The 21,144-nt window shown below is 68.7% G+C and carries 20 protein-coding genes, 1 tRNA gene and 1 pseudogene; 9 read left to right on the top strand and 13 right to left on the bottom strand.

Features of this window, described 5'->3' with window-relative positions:
• The first annotated feature begins 42 nt into the window (after positions 1-42).
• Both ACFV6H_RS04525 and ACFV6H_RS04520 read left to right on the top strand, forming a co-directional pair.
• On the top strand, positions 43-282 hold the full coding sequence (locus ACFV6H_RS04525) for a chaplin (RefSeq protein WP_384977137.1): 240 nt from the start codon (positions 43-45) through the stop codon (positions 280-282).
• Between the two features lie 315 nt (positions 283-597).
• Entirely contained in the window at positions 598-975 is a 378-nt protein-coding gene (locus ACFV6H_RS04520) for a hypothetical protein (protein ID WP_384779645.1), read from the top strand.
• A 136-nt stretch (positions 976-1,111) separates the two neighbouring features.
• On the opposite strand, the gene ACFV6H_RS04515 is transcribed toward ACFV6H_RS04520, so the two are convergent.
• The 4 genes from ACFV6H_RS04515 to ACFV6H_RS04500 form a co-directional block, all read right to left on the bottom strand.
• Positions 1,112-1,753 carry a vitamin K epoxide reductase family protein gene (locus tag ACFV6H_RS04515; RefSeq protein WP_385538547.1) on the bottom strand — a complete coding sequence of 214 codons (642 nt, stop codon included), beginning with the start codon at positions 1,751-1,753 and terminating at the stop codon, positions 1,112-1,114.
• 15 nt (positions 1,754-1,768) lie between these two features.
• The gene (locus tag ACFV6H_RS04510) at positions 1,769-2,275 is read right to left on the bottom strand and encodes a DUF5949 family protein (protein WP_176732772.1); all 507 of its coding nucleotides are present in this window, start codon (positions 2,273-2,275) and stop codon (positions 1,769-1,771) included.
• A 322-nt stretch (positions 2,276-2,597) separates the two neighbouring features.
• Entirely contained in the window at positions 2,598-3,065 is a 468-nt protein-coding gene (locus tag ACFV6H_RS04505; protein WP_385538544.1) for a hypothetical protein, read from the bottom strand.
• Positions 3,066-3,093: 28 nt separating this feature from the next.
• On the bottom strand, positions 3,094-4,728 hold the full coding sequence (locus tag ACFV6H_RS04500; RefSeq protein ID WP_385538542.1) for a hypothetical protein: 1,635 nt from the start codon (positions 4,726-4,728) through the stop codon (positions 3,094-3,096).
• 504 nt (positions 4,729-5,232) lie between these two features.
• On the opposite strand from ACFV6H_RS04500, the gene ACFV6H_RS04495 reads away from it, so the two are divergent.
• The gene (locus tag ACFV6H_RS04495) at positions 5,233-5,601 is read left to right on the top strand and encodes a hypothetical protein (RefSeq protein ID WP_384977129.1); all 369 of its coding nucleotides are present in this window, start codon (positions 5,233-5,235) and stop codon (positions 5,599-5,601) included.
• 76 nt (positions 5,602-5,677) lie between these two features.
• Positions 5,678-6,010: a hypothetical protein gene (locus ACFV6H_RS04490; RefSeq protein WP_384977127.1), complete on the top strand. Its 333-nt coding sequence runs from the start codon at positions 5,678-5,680 to the stop codon at positions 6,008-6,010.
• Between the two features lie 65 nt (positions 6,011-6,075).
• Here ACFV6H_RS04490 and ACFV6H_RS04485 read toward each other — a convergent pair whose 3' ends face one another.
• Complete coding sequence (locus ACFV6H_RS04485) at positions 6,076-6,807, bottom strand: DUF4253 domain-containing protein (protein ID WP_385538539.1); 732 nt, start codon at positions 6,805-6,807, stop codon at positions 6,076-6,078.
• Between the two features lie 69 nt (positions 6,808-6,876).
• Here ACFV6H_RS04485 and ACFV6H_RS04480 point away from each other — a divergent pair, with 69 nt between their 5' ends.
• Positions 6,877-7,365: a DUF4265 domain-containing protein gene (locus tag ACFV6H_RS04480; RefSeq protein WP_384977121.1), complete on the top strand. Its 489-nt coding sequence runs from the start codon at positions 6,877-6,879 to the stop codon at positions 7,363-7,365.
• Positions 7,366-7,524: 159 nt separating this feature from the next.
• Here the strand turns inward: ACFV6H_RS04480 and ACFV6H_RS04475 are convergent.
• From ACFV6H_RS04475 to galU, 7 genes are all read right to left on the bottom strand, one after another.
• A tRNA-Ala gene (locus tag ACFV6H_RS04475) sits at positions 7,525-7,598 on the bottom strand.
• An 84-nt stretch (positions 7,599-7,682) separates the two neighbouring features.
• Positions 7,683-8,810, bottom strand: a complete 1,128-nt coding sequence (gene glpR, locus ACFV6H_RS04470) for a gephyrin-like molybdotransferase receptor GlpR (protein WP_384977119.1) — start codon at positions 8,808-8,810, stop codon at positions 7,683-7,685.
• A gap of 142 nt (positions 8,811-8,952) precedes the next feature.
• Positions 8,953-9,576, bottom strand: coding sequence for a GNAT family N-acetyltransferase (locus tag ACFV6H_RS04465; protein WP_384977117.1), 624 nt, complete (start codon positions 9,574-9,576; stop codon positions 8,953-8,955).
• Positions 9,573-10,226, bottom strand: a complete 654-nt coding sequence (locus ACFV6H_RS04460; protein WP_385538959.1) for a molybdenum cofactor biosynthesis protein B — start codon at positions 10,224-10,226, stop codon at positions 9,573-9,575. The genes ACFV6H_RS04465 and ACFV6H_RS04460 overlap by 4 nt, the downstream gene beginning before the upstream one ends.
• A 77-nt stretch (positions 10,227-10,303) precedes the next feature.
• Positions 10,304-10,867 carry a cyclic pyranopterin monophosphate synthase MoaC gene (moaC, locus tag ACFV6H_RS04455; protein WP_384779577.1) on the bottom strand — a complete coding sequence of 188 codons (564 nt, stop codon included), beginning with the start codon at positions 10,865-10,867 and terminating at the stop codon, positions 10,304-10,306.
• Between the two features lie 71 nt (positions 10,868-10,938).
• Entirely contained in the window at positions 10,939-12,276 is a 1,338-nt protein-coding gene (glp, locus tag ACFV6H_RS04450) for a gephyrin-like molybdotransferase Glp (RefSeq protein WP_385538535.1), read from the bottom strand.
• A gap of 35 nt (positions 12,277-12,311) precedes the next feature.
• A complete protein-coding gene (galU, locus tag ACFV6H_RS04445; protein WP_093600126.1) occupies positions 12,312-13,229 on the bottom strand; it encodes a UTP--glucose-1-phosphate uridylyltransferase GalU in 918 nt (305 codons plus the stop codon).
• Between the two features lie 93 nt (positions 13,230-13,322).
• Between galU and ACFV6H_RS04440 the strand changes: the two are divergent.
• Positions 13,323-13,913: pseudogene (locus ACFV6H_RS04440) on the top strand (5-formyltetrahydrofolate cyclo-ligase); the annotation flags it as partial.
• 201 nt (positions 13,914-14,114) lie between these two features.
• Here the strand turns inward: ACFV6H_RS04440 and ACFV6H_RS04435 are convergent.
• Positions 14,115-17,003 (bottom strand): penicillin acylase family protein, encoded by a 2,889-nt coding sequence (locus ACFV6H_RS04435; protein WP_385538533.1) that lies wholly within the window; start codon positions 17,001-17,003, stop codon positions 14,115-14,117.
• A 280-nt stretch (positions 17,004-17,283) separates the two neighbouring features.
• Here ACFV6H_RS04435 and ACFV6H_RS04430 point away from each other — a divergent pair, with 280 nt between their 5' ends.
• The 3 genes from ACFV6H_RS04430 (at position 17,284) to ACFV6H_RS04420 (ending at position 21,036) form a co-directional block, all read left to right on the top strand.
• On the top strand, positions 17,284-18,897 hold the full coding sequence (locus ACFV6H_RS04430; protein WP_384977109.1) for a potassium/proton antiporter: 1,614 nt from the start codon (positions 17,284-17,286) through the stop codon (positions 18,895-18,897).
• 378 nt (positions 18,898-19,275) lie between these two features.
• Positions 19,276-20,583 (top strand): MFS transporter, encoded by a 1,308-nt coding sequence (locus ACFV6H_RS04425; protein ID WP_385538957.1) that lies wholly within the window; start codon positions 19,276-19,278, stop codon positions 20,581-20,583.
• 66 nt (positions 20,584-20,649) lie between these two features.
• The gene (locus ACFV6H_RS04420) at positions 20,650-21,036 is read left to right on the top strand and encodes an FmdB family zinc ribbon protein (protein ID WP_385538530.1); all 387 of its coding nucleotides are present in this window, start codon (positions 20,650-20,652) and stop codon (positions 21,034-21,036) included.
• The last annotated feature ends 108 nt before the right edge of the window (positions 21,037-21,144 follow it).

The raw sequence follows: 21,144 nt of genomic DNA, 5'->3' as shown, positions 1-21,144 counted from the left end.
GGCGTTTATGCCATCTCATTACGTACCGAGGAGCGCTTCTCCATGTCGCGTATCGCCAAGGCTGTTGTTCTCTCCACCGCGGCCGCCGCCGCTGTCGCCGGCACCTCCGGCGTCGCCTTCGCCGACGCCGACGCGCAGGCCGCGGCTGTCGGCTCCCCGGGCGTTCTGTCCGGCAACATCATCCAGATTCCGGTCCACGTGCCCCTGAACCTCTGCGGCAACACCATCGACATCATCGGTCTGCTCAACCCGACCTTCGGGAACGTCTGCCTCAACAAGTGACCGGATTCGCCGTCGCCTGAGACGTCACACGCGAGAGCCGCTCGTCCCTTCGGGGACGGAGCGGCTCTTCTGCTTTGCCTCCGAGGACCTTCGCCGAGGATCTCCGCCCTCAACGACGCGGAGGCACATTCGATACGAGGAACAGTCGGGTCCCCTTCATTCGGGTGGCCCGTCCAGAATTCGCACCTGACGGAGTTTCCGCCGCGCCGAGGAATCGTTACTCATGACGAGGCCGCCTCGGGAAAACTCCCAAGAGGCCTGTGCGAAACGAGAGTTGTTCCGTCATCCGACACCGCTGAGAGAAGGATTCCCGATATGAAGCCCATGAAGATCGCCGCGGTCGTCGCCGGTTCCGTCATGGCCCTGGGTGCCGCCGCCCCGGCCTTCGCCGCCGATGCCCCACTCACTCCGTCCAGCCTGAACGGCGCTCTGGACGCCGTGGCCAGCAACGGACTGCGTGACGGATCGCCGCTCAAGACCAATGCGCTGGACACGGAGAACGAGGGCTCGGTCATCAACGCGGTGAAGAAGACCACGGACGGGCTGAACAAGAAGGGCACGGGGAAGGGGAAGGGCGCCGGCAAGGGCAAGGGGGCGAGCAAGGGCAAGGGAGCCGCCAAGTCAACGGACAAGGGAGCGGGCGCGGTTGCGGGCGCGGGCAAGCTGCTCGGCGGGCTCTCGCTCGGCAAGTGACTCCGTAGGGCCGTCCGTTGGGCTCTCGACGTCCGTTGGGCCTTCTGAGCCCTCCGGTGAGCCCTCCGTAGCGCCTTTCTGCCGGATGCTGCCGGGCCCGCGAGGGCCCGGACTTCCACTCAACTTGCCTACGTGCTCAGCTTGTCCAGAAGTCCCACCAGCGCGTCAGGATGAGCATCCCGATGACGCCGATCCACAGCACGGGCGGCGCCCAGTGGAACTCGCTCAGCGCACCGCGCAGACCGGCGGGAGCGGGCAGGATCCGGTGCTCGACGTTGTGCACGGTGACGTAGCAGAACATCACGATGGTGGCGATCCAGGCCAGAGAGCACCACAGGCAGAGCGAGTTGATGCTGTACAAGGACTGGTACTGGAGCCAGGTGCAGAACCCGACACCAAAGAGCGTGCCCGCGTTCATTCCGAGCCAGAACCAGCGCCGGTAACGCGCTCCGGCCAGCAGCCCGGCACCGATGGCGATCACCACGGCGTAAGCGACCAGCCCGAGCATCGGATTCGGGAAGCCGAAGACCGACGCCTGCTCGCTCTTCATGATGTTGCCGCAGGAGACCACGGGATTGAGACTGCATCCCGGCGTGAAGTTCGGGTCTTCGAGCAGCTTGAACTTGTCCAGAGTGATGACCCATGCGGCCAGCAGTCCCGCACCACCGGTGATCACCAGCAACAGCGCGAACGCCCGGGTGCCGCCCCATACCTCGTCGGTGCGGTCGGCCGTCTCCTCGACCGATGAGCCATGGCCACGGGCCAATACAGTCGTCATGATGGCCGCTCCGCCTCAGCCGCGCAGACTGCTGATCGGTACGAGACAGTGCGCGGCGCCCGCGAGCGTGTCCGCGTCTCCGACAAAGGCGCGCAACCGCTCCTCGGTCATCGGCCTGCCCGGCGTACCGTCCGCCCAGGGACGGGTGGCGACCAGGAAATAGACCTGTCCGTGCTGCCGCGCGTCCCGCTCCCATTCCGGTGGGACAGGGCACTGCGCGTTCAGATACGGCATCGTCAGAACGGCCCGCCCGGCCTCCACCAACAGCTTGATCGAGACATGAGGCGCGTCCGCGACATCGACCAGATCGCCACCGGGATCCAGCCCGACCTCATGGAGAACCGCGCGCATCGCCTCTTCTCCAGCCTCAGGACCGCCACGGCCGTCACCGAGCGAATAGGCAAGCAGAAAAGGTGCGTTGCGCTCGCTGCTGGAGGGATCGCTGGTCCAGGGAATCACCGAGAGGGTGCCCAGAAGCGCCGCATATTGGGCGCGGCCCGACGCGGTATTGGCAGAGGTCATGTTCCGGCACAGTAGTGGCCCATGGAGAAATTCCGTGAGTCCGCGTCACCCAAGTGGGCGAATACGGTGGCTTCTTCGGGCCATTACCTCATCAATTTCGTTCCTCAGTACGAGACTTATCGATATCTCCGGGCGGAGCCGGCCCGTACGGAGCCGACCGGCCCGTGGCGGCCGTCCCTGCGGATGGCTGCCTGTGCCTGGGCGGTCGGTTCCGGTCGGTTCCGTACGGGCCGGGCCGGGCTCGTAGCCCGTACGGAACCGACCGGCCCGGACCGTCCGTGAAGCCGCCGGTCGTCAGCGGCCCATAGTCAGCGATCCGTGATCAGCCGCCCGCGATCGCCCGGATGCTCTCCTGCGCGGAGGCCACCAGGCCGAGCAGCGCCGTCGCGTTGCCCACGGCGGTACGCAGCCGCTCCAGGCGCCCGGTGACACGCTCCTGGTCGACCTCACCGGCCGCGAGCTCCTCCTCCAGCGCGTCCGCCGCCGCCCTGGCCTCCTGCCTCCGCTCGGCGGAGAGCTCCACGTCCGCCGCCGCGCCCGTACCCGTACCCGCGCTGCCTGTACTCGCGCCGCCCGTACCCGCGCCCGGAGCTGGCTCGTCCAGACGGCGCTTCAGCTCGGCGATCGTCTCCAGAGCCGCGCGTACGGCCTCGGCGCTCACGGTGGCCGCGTCCGCGCCCGTGTTGTGTGTGGTCGCCGTCGCTCCCCGGCCCGCCGCCAGAGCGCTGTCACGCACCTGCGCGTTCCCGCTCAGCACAATGCCTTCGTTGACCTGCGGGCCCTCGCCCATGGAAATCCTTCCCTTTCCGGCTGTCTCATCAGCCCGTCGCGCCGACCGCGCCGGCCGGGCCCGCCGCGCCGTGTCCGCCGCCCGCGAGACCGGTGCTCGTGGCAGCCGCGCCGGCTCCGGCGGCGATACTGCCGGTCACGGAACCGCCGTACATCATCACGCCGTTGTTCAGGATCATCGTTCTGCGGGCGTCCAGATCGCTGGTGTCCAGGCCGTGGTCCGCGAGGAAGTTCATGACGGAGCCGAGCACTTGGAGCTCGACCTGCTTGCCCGCCCTGGTCACATCCACGAACTGGAAGAAGTTGCGGTAGTTGGGCGACGCGGCGGCCTCGCGCAGACTGAGGCGCGCGCCGTAGTCGTACCGCGCGTCGTGGCGGATGGCCCAGCGCTGGGCCTCCTCCCACCGCTCCAGCCTCCGGCCGGCGCGCAGTTCCGCGATGACATGAGGCATGGAGGCCAGCGACACGGAGCCGGCGGCGAGCAGCGCGTCGCCGATCCTGCGCCACTTCTCCTCGTCGCTCTCCACCGCGCTGAGCGAGTCGGCCACCCGGAACTCCTCCTTGACCGGAGGCAGCACCCTGGTGTCCGTCTGGAGATAGAGCGTCCCGCCGTTCACCGCGATCTGGACGAAGACGGTGAGGACCAGATCCGTACCCCAGCTCCGGATCTGTACGGACAGACAGTGCCTGACCGGTCCGTCGATGCGTCCGCGTACGGACTCGACCGTCTCCTGCGGGAGTTGGCCGGTGGGCCGCTTCCTGCCCGCTCCCGCGCCTCGGCCGGGCCAGATCTCGGCGCGGCGGAGCAGCTTGGTGTTCAGCAGTTCCGAGCCGTGCACAAAGACCTTCTCGCGGATCTGCATGCCCGCGATGCCGTCCGACGAGACCGGGGACTGCGCGCGCAGCTCCAGCAGATCGGCGCCGAGCCGCTCCACCAGCTCGGACGATCCGAACGGCACCGGAGGCGGCTTCACGGCGCTGCCCGGCGTCGAGCCCTTCGGCACCAGTCGGGTCGCGAACGACCATGAGCTGGACTGCACTCCGGCCCCGACGAACGGCGTGAAACCGCTGTAGACGATCAGATTGGTGTCATCGGCGGCCTCGCTGCCGATGAGTGCGGAACCGGGCCGCAGCCATTCCCTGACCACCTTCCAGGCCGCGTCGCGCTGCCGGTAGGTGAAGTACCAGGGACAGCCGACCAGCAGTACCAGGCCCAGCAGGTACGACATGACGAGGTTCGGCACCACCCACAGCACGTTCTGGCCGATCAAGCAGGCGATGAACAGCATCAGGAGCTGGAAGACCAGCGGACGCAGAACGGTCGTGACCACCGAGTCCGAGGGCTTGGTCAGATACGCGTGGCCCGCCGAGCCTGCCGGAAGGCGGCCCTTCAGCGGCAGACGCTGCTGAAGGCCGCCACCCATGACTCCCGACATGAGGCCGTAGATGACGGTGGCCGCAGGTGCCAGCACCAGGGAGAGCACAAACGCCGCGGCGACATACCGGTCCCGTTCCCGCAGGTCACGCAGCGAGTCCTCGGCGTGCTCGCGCACCTGGTCGAGATCGACTCCGTACGAAGGAGCCCGCGCCTTGATCCGCTCCTGGCTCATCTCGTTCATCACGGTGCGCGCGAAGCCCTCGTAGAGGCGCACTCCGGTGCACATATAACGGGTGGCGGCGTTCTGATCCTCCCCTACCCGCGGCGTCGGCCCCCCAACCGAATCCTCCGGCTCTCCCAACTGCCGCGGCACACGCGGCGCACCGTCTTCCCCGACACCCTTGCCGTCATCCACAGGCGGAGTAGTCATATTGTTCCCCCTTTGATCCCCTCACTGTCCCGCGCCTCACACACCTCGCAAAGCCGAATCCCCCTCAACCCCCCGGCGCAAAGAAACACCCCCAGGCGCACAAGGGGGCGCACCACCCCAGCCGCCCCGCCGCCCGGCTCCGGACACAAAAAATCCCGGCCCGACGGTGACCGTCTGACCGGGATCTCATGAACTGCCGTGCTGTGGGGTGTTCACGAGTGGGCCTGATCAGGGTCAATGCGACGTGTTGGAGATCGTTCCGCGTGTGCGAAGTGATCGTTACCCTTGAAGTCCGATATGGGCGAGACCGCGAGCCATCGGCCGGATCTCGCTGGGTGCAAGGGAGCGGAGAATGGCCGCGTGACCATTTTTCGCTGCGTCAACTGTCGGCAGGTTCTGACAAATGAGCTGGAACCGGGAGAACCGCTGCGGGGTTCACAGCGGCCGACGGTCCACGAGGTCGTCTCGCCGCGGATGGCCCCGGGAACCTTCAAGGTCAATTTCGATGCCAGCCTTCTGATCCTTCACCCGGATGACGTTCCCGGGACGGAGCGCCATCCCGATCATCGGCGCCTCGCTGGTTGCTGCGGACTCTCCGGCCAGGACGGCCCCAATCTCATATGCAGCGGGTGCGGTGCGGAGGTCGCAACCAAGGAGTCCGACTGCTGGACGGACCATCTCGTGGCATTAGCCGTAGCCGCTGTGATTGACGAACCCCAGGTGCCGTGACCAACGTCGCCCGCACTCTGCGCCGGCTGGTCGGCGAGGTCTGCGATGCTGTCGTCGGCGGAGGGGTGGGGTGGGGATGGCAGAGCCGGTCTCTGGGTGGATCTGGGGTCACAACCTGCGCGGTTTCCTGGGACTGCTGTCGCACTACGTGGGGTACGCCTTCGACGAGACAGACTGGGAGACGATCGGCCTCGGGGTCGGGGAGACCGACGACGAGAAGCCAGATCGCTGGTATTCGTATCCCCTGATCGGTACGGAAGCGTCTGTCGAGGTGCGGCTGGCCCGGGCCGTGGGCGGCGACGAGGTGTGCGTCATCGTCGTAGGGGTGGAGTCCCTCGAACTCCGACTCCGGGCTGACACCTTGGTGGACGCATGCGCCGCGTTGCCAGGTGCCCGCGAACTGGGTTGACATCACCGGAGATCCCTCAAAAGCCGGGGCTCAGGTGATCGTTCCCTGCGCTCCCGCCGTGGGGGTCAGTCCCACCAGAAGTCCCAGCTGTTCATCCCGACGATGCGCTCCGCGTAGGCGTCCAGGGTGTGGGGACGGGAGCCCTGCCAGATGTTGTCCGGGCAGAAGGCGAAGTGCTCGGCAGCGACCAGGAGGGCGCCCTCGGCGCTCATCGGGGGTGCCACGACGCTGAGGTGGAGGGTGTCGAAGCCGACGGCTACGACGCGTGCGCCGAAGCGGCGCTCCCAGTCTCGTACGACGGCGGAGAATTTGGCCGTGTCGTTGTCGTAGTTGGCGGGACCGCCCCAGCCGGCAGCGGTGAGGGCGTCCGCGCCGCAGGCAGCGGCGACGAGCCCGAGGCGCGACTGGGGATGCTGGTCGGCGAAGACCCGCGCATACTCTGTGGCCATCTCATCAGCACCCATCACGGGCTCGTGGCTGAGCACTGGACTTGGCAAGGTCCGCCCGAACGGTGCGATGACGGCAAGACGTTCGTCCAGCGTCAGTAGGTCATAGTGCTCGTCGGTCTTCGTGTACGCGCTCCACCACAGCGCCAGGAGATCGGCCGGGTCGTGCGCGTGGGGAGAGGACATGCTCTCAGGAAACAGTTCGCCGGACGCCCAGGGCCGGAATTCGGCGTCGCCTGGGGCATAGGCGTCGAGAAGAAGAGGCCAAAGGCCTGAGGTGCTGTGCTCGGCGAGCAGACGAGCCCACAGCTCGGCAGAAGCCGGGGTGTCGCTCAGCCACAGTGGCTGCATGTCGCCGTCACCTTCATCGGATGTGATCATCCGGCCTTCCGGGAGCGGGGCAGTGAGGATGATGGTCCCGTGACGGGTATTACTGATGACCATGTGAAGGTCCACTTCCGGATGGACGTGGACGAGGATGGCTGGCCGCCGGCGAGCGTTGAGAGCCTGTGGGCGATCGACCTCGGCGATGGAACGGTGCGGTTGGACAACACTCCGTGGTTTGTGCGCGGAGTCGCCAGCGACGACATCATCCGAGTGGAGATCGACGACGAAGGCGTCCGCTGGGCTGGAAAGACGGTTCAGGCCTCGCAGAACTGCACGATCCGGCTGATCGTTCTCAAGGACGGTGGCTCGGCCGCTGCCCGGCAGAGCGTGCTGGAGATCTTCCACAAACTCGGCACGACGGGCGAGGGCATCGAGCGGTACCGGATGGTGGCGCTGGACGTCCCGCCGGAGGCGGACCTGCCGCAGATCCGCAAGCTTCTGGAACACGGCGCGGCGAAGGGATGGTGGCACTGGGAGGAAGGGTGCGTCACCGCCGCCTGGGAGAGCACCGCCGACTCATAGTGCCGCCGCTGGAGTCGGCCCATTCGTCGCTGTTCCGGAAGTCACGGTCCTCAAGTCGCTGCACGGCATGGGTGAGAACGCAGAGATCCCGCCCGATCGAAGTGATCGGACGGGATCCCGTCAACCGTTTACGAGCTGACTCGTGAACGGCCCTTGTTGTGGACCTGAGGGGATTTGAACCCCTGACCCCCTCGATGCGAACGAGGTGCGCTACCAGTCTGCGCCACAGGCCCTTGCAACGAGTGAAACCTTAGCACTCCCGTCGCCGTGCTCGGAAATCCGTTGGGGGGCTGGTCACGGGTGGGGGCGGGGCCGGGTTACTCGTTGGCGGCGCGGGGGCGGGTGTCTTCGTCGTACTGGTCGAAGAGAGGGGTTCTGCCTCGGTCGCGGGAGCGGCGGGGTGGCGGGGTGCGGGGTGGGGCCGTGGTGTCCGGGGTCGGTTCCGCGGTGGACGAGCGGGCCGCGCTCCAGGTCTCCGGGTCGCCGACCTCGACGCCGCTGGTGGCGCGTGGGGCGACCGGGGCCGTGACATAGGTGGGGAGCGGGACCGGGACCGGTTCCCAGCTCTCGCCGCTCGCCGGGCCGCGTTCGCGCTGCTGGTCCACCCACTCCGCGTGGTCGGTCTGCTCCACCAGGGCGCGGCGGCCCGCCTCCTGCGGCGAGACCGTGGGCGCCGGTTCCGGTTCGGGGCAGGGTTCGGGCTCCTCGTCGGGCTCGCCCACGGCCGCCGTCGAGGGCAGATGGCGGCGCGGACGGTTCTCGCGGAGCCGCTGCGCCGCGGCCTCGGCCCTGCGCCGGTCCATCGTGAACGCGAAGCGCCTCCGCTCCTGGGCGCGCAGATGCACGATGTACGTACTCAGCAGTACGGCCGGGACCGCCGGCGCCCAGAGGAAGCCGAGTCCGCCGACCGCCGCGACGATCGTGCCGAACGTGAAGGTCAGGAAGAGGACCACGGTGGTACGCCGTCGGCGCGCCAGGACCTGCAAGCGCTGCGCGCGCCGGGCGCGTTCGGCCGCGGCTCCCGAAGGGCGCGCGCGCCGGGCAGGCGCGGAGGCGCGCGCCGGACGTGCCGGTGCGGGCCTGGATGCCTTGCGCGACGGTGCGGGTACGGACCTGGCCGGTGCGGGGACGTCCGCGCGGATCTCCATCCGGGCTTCCGTACGGGCCGGAGGCGCGGCGAAGGCCCGGACGTCGACGGAGCTCATCGACTCCGTGCCGGCGTCCGTTTCCCCGTCGGACCCCGCCTCCTCGGCGGCGCGCCCTTGAAGCTCCTTGGCGTAACGGCGCTCCATGGCCGCCCTTCCGGACAGCAGCCGGATGGCGGTACTGAAGCGCTCCGTCGGACGTGCCTCATTGAGCTCGTCCTGCCTGCGGAGCCACATCGGCACCAAGTAGGCGGCCCAGGCCCCGACGATGACTGCGTAGATGAGGCCGCTGCTGCTCACGGTTCACACCGTAGAGGGGTTCGCATCAGGGCATCGGCCAATTGAGCCGGTGTGTCGCACGATCTGGCTGATATCACGGACTTTTTTTGTGACTGTTCAGATCAGTTTATAGCCATATGTCGATCACTATCGAACAAGTATTTCATTTTCTATGCGTTCCCGGTCGTGCCTGCCGCCACCGGCGCAGCAGTCCCTCGGGCACCTCCTCGGCCGTGAGCACGAACACGAGATGGTCCCGCCACGCCCCGTCGATATGCAGATAGCGCGGGCGCAGTCCCTCCTCGCGGAATCCGAGTTTCTCGACCACCCGGCGGCTGGGCCCGTTCTCCGGGCGGATGCAGATCTCCACACGGTGTAGTCCGACCATACGGAAACAGTGGTCGACGGCGAGCGCAACGGCGGTCGGCATCACGCCACGGCCCGCGACCTCGCGGTCCACCCAGTAGCCGACATGTCCCGAGCACATCGATCCCCAGGTGATCCCGGCGACGGTGAGCTGGCCGACGAGCCGTCCCTGGTACTCGACCACGAACGGCAGCATCCGGCCCGCGCCGGCCTCGGCGCGCAGATGGCGGACCATCTGACGGTAGGTGGGACGCTGGGCGACCGGGCCGCCCGGTGGCGGCGGCGGGATCGTCGCCTCCCAGGGCCGCAGCCAGTCGCGGTTCCGCCGGTTCACCTCACGCCACGCGCGCTGGTCGCGCAGCCTTATCGGGCGGAGGGCGATATCGCCGTCCACCAGCGTCACGGGCCACGACGGGTTCATCCGGAGGTACGGGGGTGATCGGTGCTGAGCTGATCGGTACCAAGTTGATCGGTACGGGGGCGATCGGTACCGGAGTGATCGGTACGAGGCTGATCGGTACGGTGCTGATCGGTACGAGGGTGATCGCCGCCGTGGATCTGGTCCACGGCGTGGACGAGCAGCCGGTTCAGCACGGCGAGACCGTCGCGTACGCCGCCCGTCGAGCCCGGCAGGTTCACGATCAAGGTCCGCCCGGCCACACCGGCCAGGCCACGCGAGAGCGCGGCGGTCGGAACCTTCACGGCGCCCTCGGCGCGGATCGCCTCGGGGATGCCCGGGATCTCGTAGTCGATCACGCGCCGGGTGACATCGGCGGTGCGGTCCGTGGGCGAGATGCCCGTACCGCCGGTGGTCAGGATGACGTCGTACGCGGCGGCGACGCCCGCGCGCAGGGCCCGCTCGACGGGCTCTCCGTCAGGGACGACCTCCGGTCCGTCGACGGAGAAGCCCAGCGCGGTGAGGCCCTCGGCGAGGATCGGGCCGCCCGTGTCGGCGTAGACACCGGCGGCGGCGCGATTCGACGCGGTGACGACGAGCGCGCGATAGGTCCTCCGACGCGTCGGCTGCGTGGCCGTCGGTTCCGGCGCCGTGGCCGACGGCCTCCGTACCACCGGCTCACCGGCGTCGGATGCGGCGCCGGATACGCCTCCCGGGACAGCGTTCTCCGGGCTCTCACCCGCCCGCGCGCTCATGACTCCGCCCCGTCCGCCTCGCCCTGCGTCGCGGCGCCCGGTGGCTCCGGGCGGCGGGTCCAGTGGCCCGACCTGCCGCCGGTCTTCTCCTCGACCCGTACGTCCGTGATGACCGCGCCCTTGTCGACCGCCTTCACCATGTCCACGAGGGTAAGCGCGGCCACCGACACAGCCGTCAGCGCCTCCATCTCGACGCCCGTACGGTCCGTGGTCTTGACCGTGGCGAGGATCTCGACGGCGTCGTCCGTGACCGCGAGGTCGACCGTGACGCCCGAGACGGCCAGCGGATGGCAGAGCGGAATCAGCTCCGGAGTCCGTTTCGCGCCCATGATGCCCGCGATACGGGCGGTGGCGAGCGCGTCGCCCTTGGGTACTCCTCCGCCCCTGAGCAGTTCGACGACGCGCGGCGACACCAGCACCCGGCCGCTCGCGCGTGCGGTGCGCGCGGTGATCTCCTTCGCCGAGACATCGACCATACGGGCCGCGCCCGACTCGTCGACATGGGTCAAGCCGCCCTGCTGAGAGGGTCCGGGGGTCTCCCCCCGGGAAAACACAGTCATTCGCTGTGGCGCTCCCGGTCCGGGCCCGTCAGGGCCTGTGTGGGCAGACACGGTACCGCCACACGGGCGCATCAGCCGATCAGGACCACATCGACGTCCGTACCGGGCTCGACCGAGACCGCGTCCTCCGGGACGACGATCAGCGCGTCGGCATGGGCAAGTGCGGCGACAAGATGCGATCCGGCGCCGCCGACCGGAGTGATCGAGCGCGCCTCGGCGTCGTACGCGGCACGCAGGAACTGACGGCGGCCGGCCGGCGACGAGAGCGGTTTGTCCGCCGCGAGCGTGGCGCGGACCTTCGGGCGGTGCACCTCCTCCAGGCCCATCAGCCTGCGGATCGCGGGACGTACGAACAGCTCGAAGGAGACGTACGACGAGACCGGATTCCCGGGAAGGGCGAGCAGCGGAGTGTGCTCCCGGCCGATCGAACCAAAGCCCTGCGGCTTGCCCGGCTGCATCGCGAGCTTGCGGAAATCGACTCCTCCGCCGTCCTCGTCCTCGTCTCCTACGGAGGAGAGCGCCTCCTTGACGACGTCGTACGCGCCGACGCTGACGCCGCCCGTGGTGACCACCATGTCGGCGCGGATGAGCTGGTCCTCGATGGTGGCGCGCAGGGTGTCCGCGTCATCGGTGACGGCGCCCACCCGGTACGCGATGGCGCCCGCGTCCCTGGCCGCCGCGGTGAGCGCGAAGCTGTTCGAGTCGTAGATCTGGCCGTCGCCGAGCTGCTCGTCGGGCTGGACGAGCTCGCTGCCGGTGGAGAGCACGACCACGCGCGGGCGCGGGCGGACCCGTACCGAACCGCGGCCGATGGCGGCCAGCAGCCCGATCTGCGGCGGGCCCAGGACCGTACCGGCCTCCAGGGCCAGATCGCCCGCCTGCACATCGCTGCCGCGCGCGCGTACATGGCCGCCGGCCTCAACCGGGCGGTACACCCGCACCTCGCCGCTCGCGCCGTCCGGCGCCTCGCCGGCCGGGCGCATCGAGGTGGCCGCGCCGCCGCCCGTACCGCCGTCGGTCCACTCCACCGGAACGACGGCCTCGGTGCCCGGCGGCAGCGCGGCGCCGGTCATGATCCGGGCGGTCTGCCCGGGGCCGACCTCGGGCAGGGCGCCGCTGCCCGCCGCGACATCGCCGACGACGGTCAGCACGGCGGGAAACTCCTCGGTGGCGCCCGCGACATCGACCGTACGGACCGCGTAGCCGTCCATGGAGCTGTTGTCGAACGGCGGCAGCGCCACCGGCACCGTGATGTCCTCCACGAGGACACAGCCCTGCGCATCGAGAAGTTGCAGCTCGATGGGATCGAGCGGGTGCACCGCCGCGAGAATGTCCGCGAGATGGTCGTCCACCGACCAGAGCCGCTCGTGGCCGTAGGCCGCCGGTGCCGATTCCGCCGTGCTGCTCAAGTGCCGTATCTCCTCGTCAAGTGCTACATCAAGTGCTACATCTCCTCCGCGACATAACCGCGGAGCCAGGTCCGGAAGTCCGGGCCCAGGTCTTCACGTTCGCATGCGAGTCTGACAATGGCACGGAGATAGTCGCCGCGGTCACCGGTGTCATAGCGGCGGCCCTTGAAGACCACGCCGTGGACCGGCCCGCCGACCTTCTCGTCCGCGGAGAGCTGCTGAAGCGCGTCCGTGAGCTGGATCTCGCCGCCACGGCCCGGCGCGGTCTTGCGCAGTATCCCGAAGACGGCGGGATCGAGGACATAGCGGCCGATGATCGCGTAATTGCTGGGCGCGTCGGCGGCGTCGGGCTTCTCGACCAGATCGTGCACCTTGACCACATCGGCGTCGCGCGTGGGCTCGACCGCGGCGCATCCGTAGAGATGGATCTGCGACGGATCGACCTCCATGAGGGCGATGACACTGCCGCCCTCACGCTCCTGGACCTCGACCATCCGGGCCAGCAGCGGATCGCGCGGATCGATCAGGTCGTCGCCGAGCAGGACCGCGAAGGGCTGGTCGCCGACGTGCGGAGCCGCGCAGAGGACGGCGTGGCCGAGGCCTCTGGGATCGCCCTGACGCACATAGTGCATGGTGGCGAGGTCGCTGGACTCCTGGACCTTGGCGAGGCGTTCGAGGTCTCCCTTGCGGGTGAGCGCCTCTTCCAGCTCGTAGTTCCGGTCGAAGTGGTCCTCAAGAGGACGCTTGTTGCGACCGGTCACCATGAGCACGTCGGAGAGACCGGCTGCCACGGCCTCCTCGACCACATACTGGATCGCCGGCTTGTCGACGACCGGCAGCATCTCCTTAGGAGTTGCCTTGGTGGCGGGCAGGAACCGGGTGCCTAGGCCGGCGGCAGGGATGACAGCCTTGCTGATCCTGGCGGAGCTGGCCCGGGAGGGCGACTGAGTCATGCCGAACACACTATCTGCTGCGTATGGGCGGAAGATGATGCTCTGGTTAACTTTCGCCTCTTCCGTACTCATACGAGAGGTTTGTGATGTCTGATGGGGGATGACATGCCCGGAAAGGACGCGCTGCGGAGCGAACTTCTCGCCGCGAGGAAGCTGCTGTCCGATGAAGACGCGCGCAGAGCCGCGGCGGTTCTCGCGGAGCGCGCCCTGGAGCTGCCGGAGCTGGCCCGTGCCCGCACCGTCGCCGCGTATGTGTCGGTAGGGCGCGAGCCCGGGACGCGCGCGCTGCTCGACGCGCTGCGCGCGCGGGGCGTACGGGTCCTGCTGCCGGTGCTGATGGCGGACAACGACCTGGACTGGGCGCCGTACGAGGGCGCGGAGCGGCTGGTACGCGCGCGGCGGGGACTGCTGGAGCCGGACGGTGTACGGCTCGGTCCCGACGCCGTACTGGACGCGGAGGTCGTCCTGCTGCCCGGCCTCGCGGTGGACCGGCGCGGTATGCGGCTGGGACGCGGTGGCGGCTCGTACGACCGGGTGCTGGGCCGGCTGGCCGAGGCGGGCGCCGAGCCGGCCCTGGCCGTCCTGCTGTACGACAACGAGGTGGTCGCGCGGGTCCCGGAGGAGCCGCACGACCGTCCCGTACAGGCGGTGGTGACGCCGGGAGGCGTCCTGCGCTTCGACGTACGGTCCATACGGATGCGGGACGGGCAGATACGGTCCGCACCGATACGGGACGGGCAGACACGGGACGGACGGACACGCGACGGGCAGCGCCGGCACGGAGGCTGACACCGCCCAGCGCCCGTCACGCGGGAGTTCGCGCTCACGCCTGGGCTCACGTTCACGCAGGAGCTCACGTTCACGCCGGGACTCACGCTGTCACCGCTAGGGCGTCAGCGTCAGAGTGTCGGTCGTGGTGCGCTCCACCGCGTTGACGCCGTAGGACCAGTCGAGCAGCTCGCCTCTGGCCCACTTGCTCGTCTGGTCGGTGTAGTGCGCGCTGTACGCGTGCCCCGAGGCGCCCGTCAGATTGATCCAGCGGGACTTGTCCCAGTCACCGACATTGACGACCATCCGCATCGACGGCACCCATATGACCTCGTAGCCGCCCGCCGCGTTCCAGCCCGTCGCGTTGACCGCAGCCTCGCCGCCGCCGAGATTCCACGGACCGCGGTTGAGTATCTGCTTGAGGAAGCCGGGCCCGCTGGTGCCGAGCGTCTGGTTGTCCAGTGTGAGCTGGTGCAGTCGGCCCCAGGTCCAGCTCGACACGTCCTTGCCGAGCTTGGCGGTCAGCTCCCAGCGGGCATCGGCCATGGCGCGCTGGAGCAGTTCGTCGCGGGTCGTGCCGGCCGAGTCCCTGCGGCTGGCCGGGATGCTCCACCAGGGATTGTCCTCGTCGTCGATGATGCGCCGCACCACCTCGTACCAGCGGTCCCCGCCGTCCGGCTGCGCCAGGTCCCGATCGCGCTGGCCGCACTCCCTCACGCGCTGGTCGAGATCGTCCAGCGGGCCCGTGCTGTCGGCGGGACGGACGCTGAGGCACTGGCCCTTGACGCGTACCTCCTTGGGCAGCTTGTTGCCGAAGGCGAGCTTGAGGACATTGCGCCAGACGGCATTGAAGTAGGCGGCGGCTCCCGAGTCGGGCTCCTGGGTGTAGTCCCAGCCTTCGAGGAGCTTCTGCGCCTCGCGTACGGCCGGGTCCTTGACATCGAGCTTGACCAGGATCGGCGCCAGCAGCTTGGCGATCTGGCTGCTGTTGTCCATCTGCATGGTCTGCATGTCGGCGGTGGAGATCTTCCCGCCGTCCTTGATCTTCGACTCGATCAGGTCGTTGATCCGCTGGCTGCGGGCGCCGTAGCCCCAGTCCTCGGTCAGCGGGTACGGGTACTTCTTGGCGTCGACGACGGCCTGGTTGGCGGTGACGATGTAGCCGCGCTGCGGGTTGTACTCGTACGGGAGCTGGTCGAAGGGGATGTATCCCTTCCACTGGTACTTCGGGTCCCAGCCGGGAGCCGGCATCCGGCCGTCGCCCTCGGCGCGGATCGGGATGCGTCCGGGCGCCTGGTAGCCGATGTTGCCCTTGGTGTCGGCGTAGATCAGGTTCTGCGAGGGAACGTCGAAGTGCTCGGCCGCCTTGCGGAACTGGGTGAAGTCCTTGGCCTTGTTGATCTCGAAGACCGCGTCCATGGACTTGCCCGGCTGGAGCGCGGTCCACTGGAGCGAGACGGCGTATCCGTCGCCGCGGTCGGGAGCGACATCGCCGACCGGCGCCTTCTCGCCGACCTTCGCCAGCTCGGTGTCGCGGTCGGAGACCACCGGACCGCGGTCGGTGGAGCGGACGGTGATCTTCTTGCTCTTGCCGCCCGCGACCTTGATGGTCTCCTCGCGGAGCTTGAACGGCTTCTCGCTGTCGCCGTACTGGTACGAGCCGCCGTCGACCTTCTCCAGATAGAGGTCGGTCACATCGGCGCCGAGGTTGGTGAAGCCCCAGGCGATGTCCTGGTTGTGGCCGATGATGACGCCGGGCATTCCGGAGAAGGTGTAGCCCGCGACGTCGTACTGGCAGGTCTCCGAGACGCTGCGGCAGTGCAGGCCCATCTGGTACCAGAGCGAAGGGAGCTGCGGGGCCAGGTGCGGATCGTTGGCGAGCAGCGGCTTCCCGGTGGTCGTGTACGTGCCGGAGACGACCCAGGAGTTGGAGCCGATGCCGTTGCCGCTCGGGCCGAGCAGGGCGGGGATCTCGTCGAGGGTGCCGGAGAGGGCCGCGAGCTGGGAGTTGAAGTTCGCGGTGGCGCCGGCGGCGCTGGTGGCGGTCGCGCTGTCGCCGGTCGCGCTCGTGTCACTGACGCTGTTCAGGGCGGTGCCTACGGAGCTGCCGGTGCCGGTGCCCGTACCGGTCCCTGTTCCCGTACCGGTGCCTGTGCCGATGCCCGGATCTGTGCCTGTGCCTGCGCTCGTGCCTGTGCCGTCGGTCGTGCTGCCCGGCGCCGTGGCGCTGGGCTCGGCCTTCGGGTCGTACTTTCCGGTTATCGGGTCGATCCCGCCCTCGCTGACGATGGGCTTGTTCCGGTCGTACGGGTACGACGGGTACAGCTCGTCTATCTGCTTCTCGCTCAGCCGGCTCGTCAGCAGTGAGCGGTCGATCTCGTCCTGCATATTGCCGCGCAGATCCCAGGCCATCGCCTTGAGCCAGGCCACCGAGTCGACCGGCGTCCACTTCGCGGGCTTGTAGTCGTTGGTGAGGTTCAGCGCGGCGTACTCGACCGAGATGTCCTTGCCGTCGCGGCCTTCGAGATAGGCGTTGACGCCGTCCGCGTACGACTGGAGGTTCTTCTTGGTCTCGTCCGAGAGCTCGGTGTCGTACTCGCGCTGGGCCACTCCGCGCCAGTCGAGGGTGCGCAGGAAGGCGTCGGTCTTGACCTGTCCCGAGCCGAACATCTCGGAGAGCCGGCCCGCGGTCATATGGCGGCGGACGTCCATCTCCCAGAAGCGGTCCTGCGCCTGGACGAAGCCCTGGGCGCGGAAGAGGTCCTCGTCGGAGTTCGCGTAGATCTGCGGGATGCCGTAGCTGTCCCGCCGTACGTCCACGGGTCCGGAGAGGCCCTTGAGCTGGATCGATCCCGTGGTCTGGGGGAAGGAGGCACGGACCGTGCCGACGCCCCAGTACGCGCCGTAGCCGACACCCGCGACAAGCGCCAGCACCAGGACGATCACGATCAGACGGGCGCGTCGCCCCTTCTTTTTGACGGAAGGGGGGGCTGTGTTGGCGGGCATCGCTGTCCTTCGAGGGGCAGGGTGGTCCTGGAATGCTGGAGCAACCATAGGCGCAGGCGTTCCCTGCCCCCGACGCGGTGTCATGTAGTGCGACTCATCGGACGACCACACAGGGATACAAGCGGGATTCCTACAGGGTTCCGGCCGGGATCTTGCCGGAATTCGCGCGCTATGGCGACTCGGATCACATCCGCGCTCGCACAGGCGATCGAACGCGTCAAGAAAACGTTAAAGATTAGGTAAGGTAACGAAGTACTGGCCGCCGGAGGAACGATCCGGCGTGCGCGAGGGGAAGGATCGGCCGCTGACTGTCCACCAGCTCAATGAACTCCTGCTCGTCAGCTCACTCGTGCTGCTGATCGCGGTCGCGGCCGTACGGATCTCGTCCCGGAGCGGCCTCCCCAGCCTGCTTCTGTACCTCGGCATCGGGGTCGTCATAGGGCAGGACGGCATCTTCCATGTCAAATTCGACAACGCGGGACTGACCCAAGTCATCGGCTATGCCGCGCTTGTGGTGATCCTCGCCGAGGGCGGTCTCGGCACGAAGTGGAAAGAAGTGAGGCCGGCGCTGCCCGCCGCCGCCGCGCTGTCGACCGTCGGTGTCGGTGTGAGCGTCGGCGTGACGGCCGCTGCCGCGCACTATCTGGTCGGCCTGGAGTGGCGGCAGGCGCTGATCATCGGCGCGGTCGTCTCCTCGACGGACGCCGCGGCGGTCTTCTCCGTACTGCGCAAGGTGCCGCTGCCGGCCAGGGTGGCCGGAGCGCTGGAGGCGGAGTCGGGCTTCAACGACGCGCCTGTGGTGATCATCGTGGTCGCGCTCTCCGCGTCCGGTCCGGTCGAGCACTGGTACGTACTCGTCGGCGTGATCGCCCTCGAACTTGCCATCGGCGCGTGCATCGGGCTGGCGGTGGGCTTCGCGGGCGCCTTCGGGCTGCGGCATGTCGCCCTGCCGGCCTCCGGGCTCTATCCGATCGCGGTGATGGCCATCGCAGTGTCGGCGTACGCGCTCGGCGCCACGGCACACGGCAGCGGCTTCCTCGCCGTCTATGTCGCCTCGATGATCCTCGGCAACTCCAAACTGCCGCACGCCCCGGCCAACCGCGGCTTCGCGGAAGGGCTCGGCTGGATCGCGCAGATCGGTATGTTCGTCCTGCTCGGGCTGCTGGTGACACCGCATGAACTGGGCGACGACTTCCTGCCCGCGCTGATCGTCGGACTCGTACTGACCGTGGTGGCACGGCCGCTGTCCGTGCTGATCAGCCTGCTGCCGTTCCGTATTCCCTGGCAGGAACAGGCGCTGATGTCATGGGCCGGGCTGCGTGGCGCGGTGCCCATCATTCTGGCGACGATCCCCATGGTGTCGCAGATCGAGGGCAGCCTGCGGATCTTCAATATCGTCTTCATCCTGGTCGTGGTCTACACGCTGGTGCAGGGCCCGACGCTGCCCTGGCTGGCGAAGGCGCTGCGGCTCGGCAGCACCGCCGCGGCCTCCGATCTGGGCATCGAGTCGGCTCCGCTGGAGCGGCTGCGCGGCCATCTGCTCTCCGTGGCGATCCCGGAGCGGTCGAAGATGCACGGTGTGGAGGTGGGCGAGCTGCGGATGCCCTCGGGATCGGCGGTGACGCTGGTCGTACGGGACGGCAAGAGCTTCGTGCCGTCGCCCGCGACCGTGCTGCGCCGTGGTGACGAGCTGCTGGTGGTGGCCACGGATCCGGTACGGGACGCGGCGGAACGGCGGCTGCGGGCGGTGGCGCAGGGCGGCAAGCTGGCCGGCTGGCTGGGGACGGGGACGTCTTCCGGTACGGGCATGGGTCCGGGCGGTGGTACGGGCGGCGGGAACGGCTCGGGTACGGGTGCGGGAACCGGCGCGGGGATCGGCGGAAGGTCGGGATGACCGGGCGGGGCTGTCGTCATCGCGGGTGAGTGGTGGGCGAATGGCGGGTGAGTGGTGGGTGGCCTATGAGTGGCGGGCGTGGGAGTGAGCTCGTGCAATCGCAGGCGCGGGTGGCCGGTAATTGGGGATTCCGAGGGCGCGTGATGCTCGTACCTGTATGGTGAAGGCGCACCTGACTGATCGACCACCTCTGCCTGACGCAGTGCTGGCGCGACCGTATGGCGGCCGTGGCGCTTCCCGTAGTGGGCCCTGGTATCTACCGCAGTTCCGCGCAAGAGGACAGCTCTCGGCTGCCCCCGTGACCGCGGGGGCGCGCTACCAGGCGGCAGAAAGGCAAGGACCGTGTCCCGCAACACGGTCGGCACCGACGAGCCCGCCATACCCCGTAAGACGCGACTCACGCGGCGCACGCGGAACGCTCCGCGCCGTCCCGGGTACGGGCGGCTCCTGCGTGCGCCCGGTGCCTGGACATTCCTGCTGCCCGGCTTCGCCGCTCGACAGCCCTTCGCGATGCTGACGATCGGTATCGTCCTGCTCGTCCAGCACACCACCGGTTCGTACGGCACCGCCGGGGCCGTCGCCGCCGTCACCGGTGTCTCCATGGCCGTCTTCGCCCCGCAGAGCGGCAGGCTCGCGGACCGGTTCGGGCAGCGCGCGGTACTGGTACCGGGCGTGCTGACGCACACCGTCTCCGCTGCCGCGCTGATCGTGCTCGCGCTGGCGGACGCTCCTCTGTGGGCGCTGTTCATCGCCGCCGTGCCCACCGGCGCCTCCGTCCCGCAGATCGGCCCCATGGTGCGATCACGCTGGGCCGCCCTGCTCAGTGGTACATCGGGAACCTCCTCCCTGCTGCCGACCGCCACCGCCTTCGAATCCGTGACGGACGAGTTCACCTTTGTCATCGGGCCCGTGCTCGCGACCGCACTGTGCACCGGCATACACCCGGCGGCCGGACTGATCGCCGAAGCCGCGCTCACCCTGGTCGGCGGCCTGCTCTTCGCCGCCCAGCGCGGAACGCAACCTCGGACCGGCCGACGCGGCGCCGAAGCCCCGGGAGAGCCGCGTACGTCCGCGCTGTCCGTGCCCGGGATACGGGTACTGGTCGTGGCCTTCCTGGGCATCGGCTCGGTCTTCGGCGGAATGCAGGTCTCCCTCACCGCGTTCGCCGAGGAGATCGGTGCCCCCGGAGTGAACGGTGTGCTGTACGGAATCTTCGCCGCCGGCAATATGCTCGCCGGGATCGTCTGCGGCGCCGCCGCCTGGAAGGCCGGCCCGCGGCGCAGGCTGCTGTTCGGATACACGGGACTGACTCTGGTCGCCTCCACTCTGTGGGCCGTGAACTCGGCGCCGCTGCTCGCCGGGCTCGGACTGCTGGTCGGGCTCTGTATCGCGCCCGCGCTGATCACGGGCTACACACTGGTCGAGTCGCTGGTGCCCGCCTCGGCCCGTACCGAGGCGTTCACCTGGCTGACCGGCGCGGTAGCGCTGGGCCAGGCCGCGGCCGTGACCGCCGCGGGTCGGCTCGCCGACGCACATGGCGCGAGCGCCGGATTCATGGTGCCGCTGGTTGGTACGGTGCTGGCGCTCGCCACCCTGGTGGTACTCCGCTCCCGACTGGCCCCGAAGGCCTTAGGACGAGTCGCCGCGCGTGGGATGAGTCACCGCGAGCCGGTGGCAGTGGACTGATCGCGCGGAATACGTCACTATGGAGCGTCGTTAGCACTCATTGAGTGAGAGTGCCAGGAGGAGCAAGTGCCGACCTATCAGTACCAGTGCACCGAGTGCGGCCAGGGCCTTGAAGCGGTGCAGAAATTCACCGATGACGCCCTGACCGTATGCCCGAATTGCCAGGGACGCCTGAAGAAGGTGTTCTCCGCGGTCGGCATTGTCTTCAAGGGCTCGGGCTTCTACCGCAACGACAGCCGTGGCTCGTCGTCGAGCAGCGCGCCCGCTTCGGCGAACTCGTCGGGCTCGGCCTCCGCGAGTACGAAGTCGTCGTCCGAGTCCAAGGCCGCGGCGGCGGCCTCCTCCTCGACCTCCGGTTCCTCCGCGTCCGGTTCGAGCACCGGCTCAGGATCGAGCTCGGGCTCCAGCTCCTCGACGTCGAGCAGCAGCTCCAGCGGCTCCTCCGCCGCCTGATCCGCGTCCTGCCTTTCGCGTCGTTTCCTCTCTTCGCCGGGACCCCGCCGTTCTCCTACGGCCGGGGTCCTTCGCGTATGCCTGTGACGGGGCCGCTACTGTGATCGG

Source organism: Streptomyces sp. NPDC059743 (assembly GCF_042732975.1).
Lineage (GTDB): Bacteria > Actinomycetota > Actinomycetes > Streptomycetales > Streptomycetaceae > Streptomyces.
This window is presented reverse-complemented; position numbering and strand designations above follow the sequence as displayed.

Coding starts and splice junctions, on each gene's coding strand:
- ACFV6H_RS04525 (WP_384977137.1), top strand. CDS start 43: ATGTCGCGTATCGCCAAGGCTGTTGTTCTCTCCACCGCGGCCGCCGCC.
- ACFV6H_RS04520 (WP_384779645.1), top strand. CDS start 598: ATGAAGCCCATGAAGATCGCCGCGGTCGTCGCCGGTTCCGTCATGGCC.
- ACFV6H_RS04515 (WP_385538547.1), bottom strand. CDS start 1,753: ATGACGACTGTATTGGCCCGTGGCCATGGCTCATCGGTCGAGGAGACG.
- ACFV6H_RS04510 (WP_176732772.1), bottom strand. CDS start 2,275: ATGACCTCTGCCAATACCGCGTCGGGCCGCGCCCAATATGCGGCGCTT.
- ACFV6H_RS04505 (WP_385538544.1), bottom strand. CDS start 3,065: ATGGGCGAGGGCCCGCAGGTCAACGAAGGCATTGTGCTGAGCGGGAAC.
- ACFV6H_RS04500 (WP_385538542.1), bottom strand. CDS start 4,728: ATGTGCACCGGAGTGCGCCTCTACGAGGGCTTCGCGCGCACCGTGATG.
- ACFV6H_RS04490 (WP_384977127.1), top strand. CDS start 5,678: ATGGCAGAGCCGGTCTCTGGGTGGATCTGGGGTCACAACCTGCGCGGT.
- ACFV6H_RS04485 (WP_385538539.1), bottom strand. CDS start 6,807: ATGCAGCCACTGTGGCTGAGCGACACCCCGGCTTCTGCCGAGCTGTGG.
- ACFV6H_RS04465 (WP_384977117.1), bottom strand. CDS start 9,576: ATGAACCCGTCGTGGCCCGTGACGCTGGTGGACGGCGATATCGCCCTC.
- moaC (WP_384779577.1), bottom strand. CDS start 10,867: ATGACTGTGTTTTCCCGGGGGGAGACCCCCGGACCCTCTCAGCAGGGC.
- galU (WP_093600126.1), bottom strand. CDS start 13,229: ATGACTCAGTCGCCCTCCCGGGCCAGCTCCGCCAGGATCAGCAAGGCT.
- ACFV6H_RS04435 (WP_385538533.1), bottom strand. CDS start 17,003: ATGCCCGCCAACACAGCCCCCCCTTCCGTCAAAAAGAAGGGGCGACGC.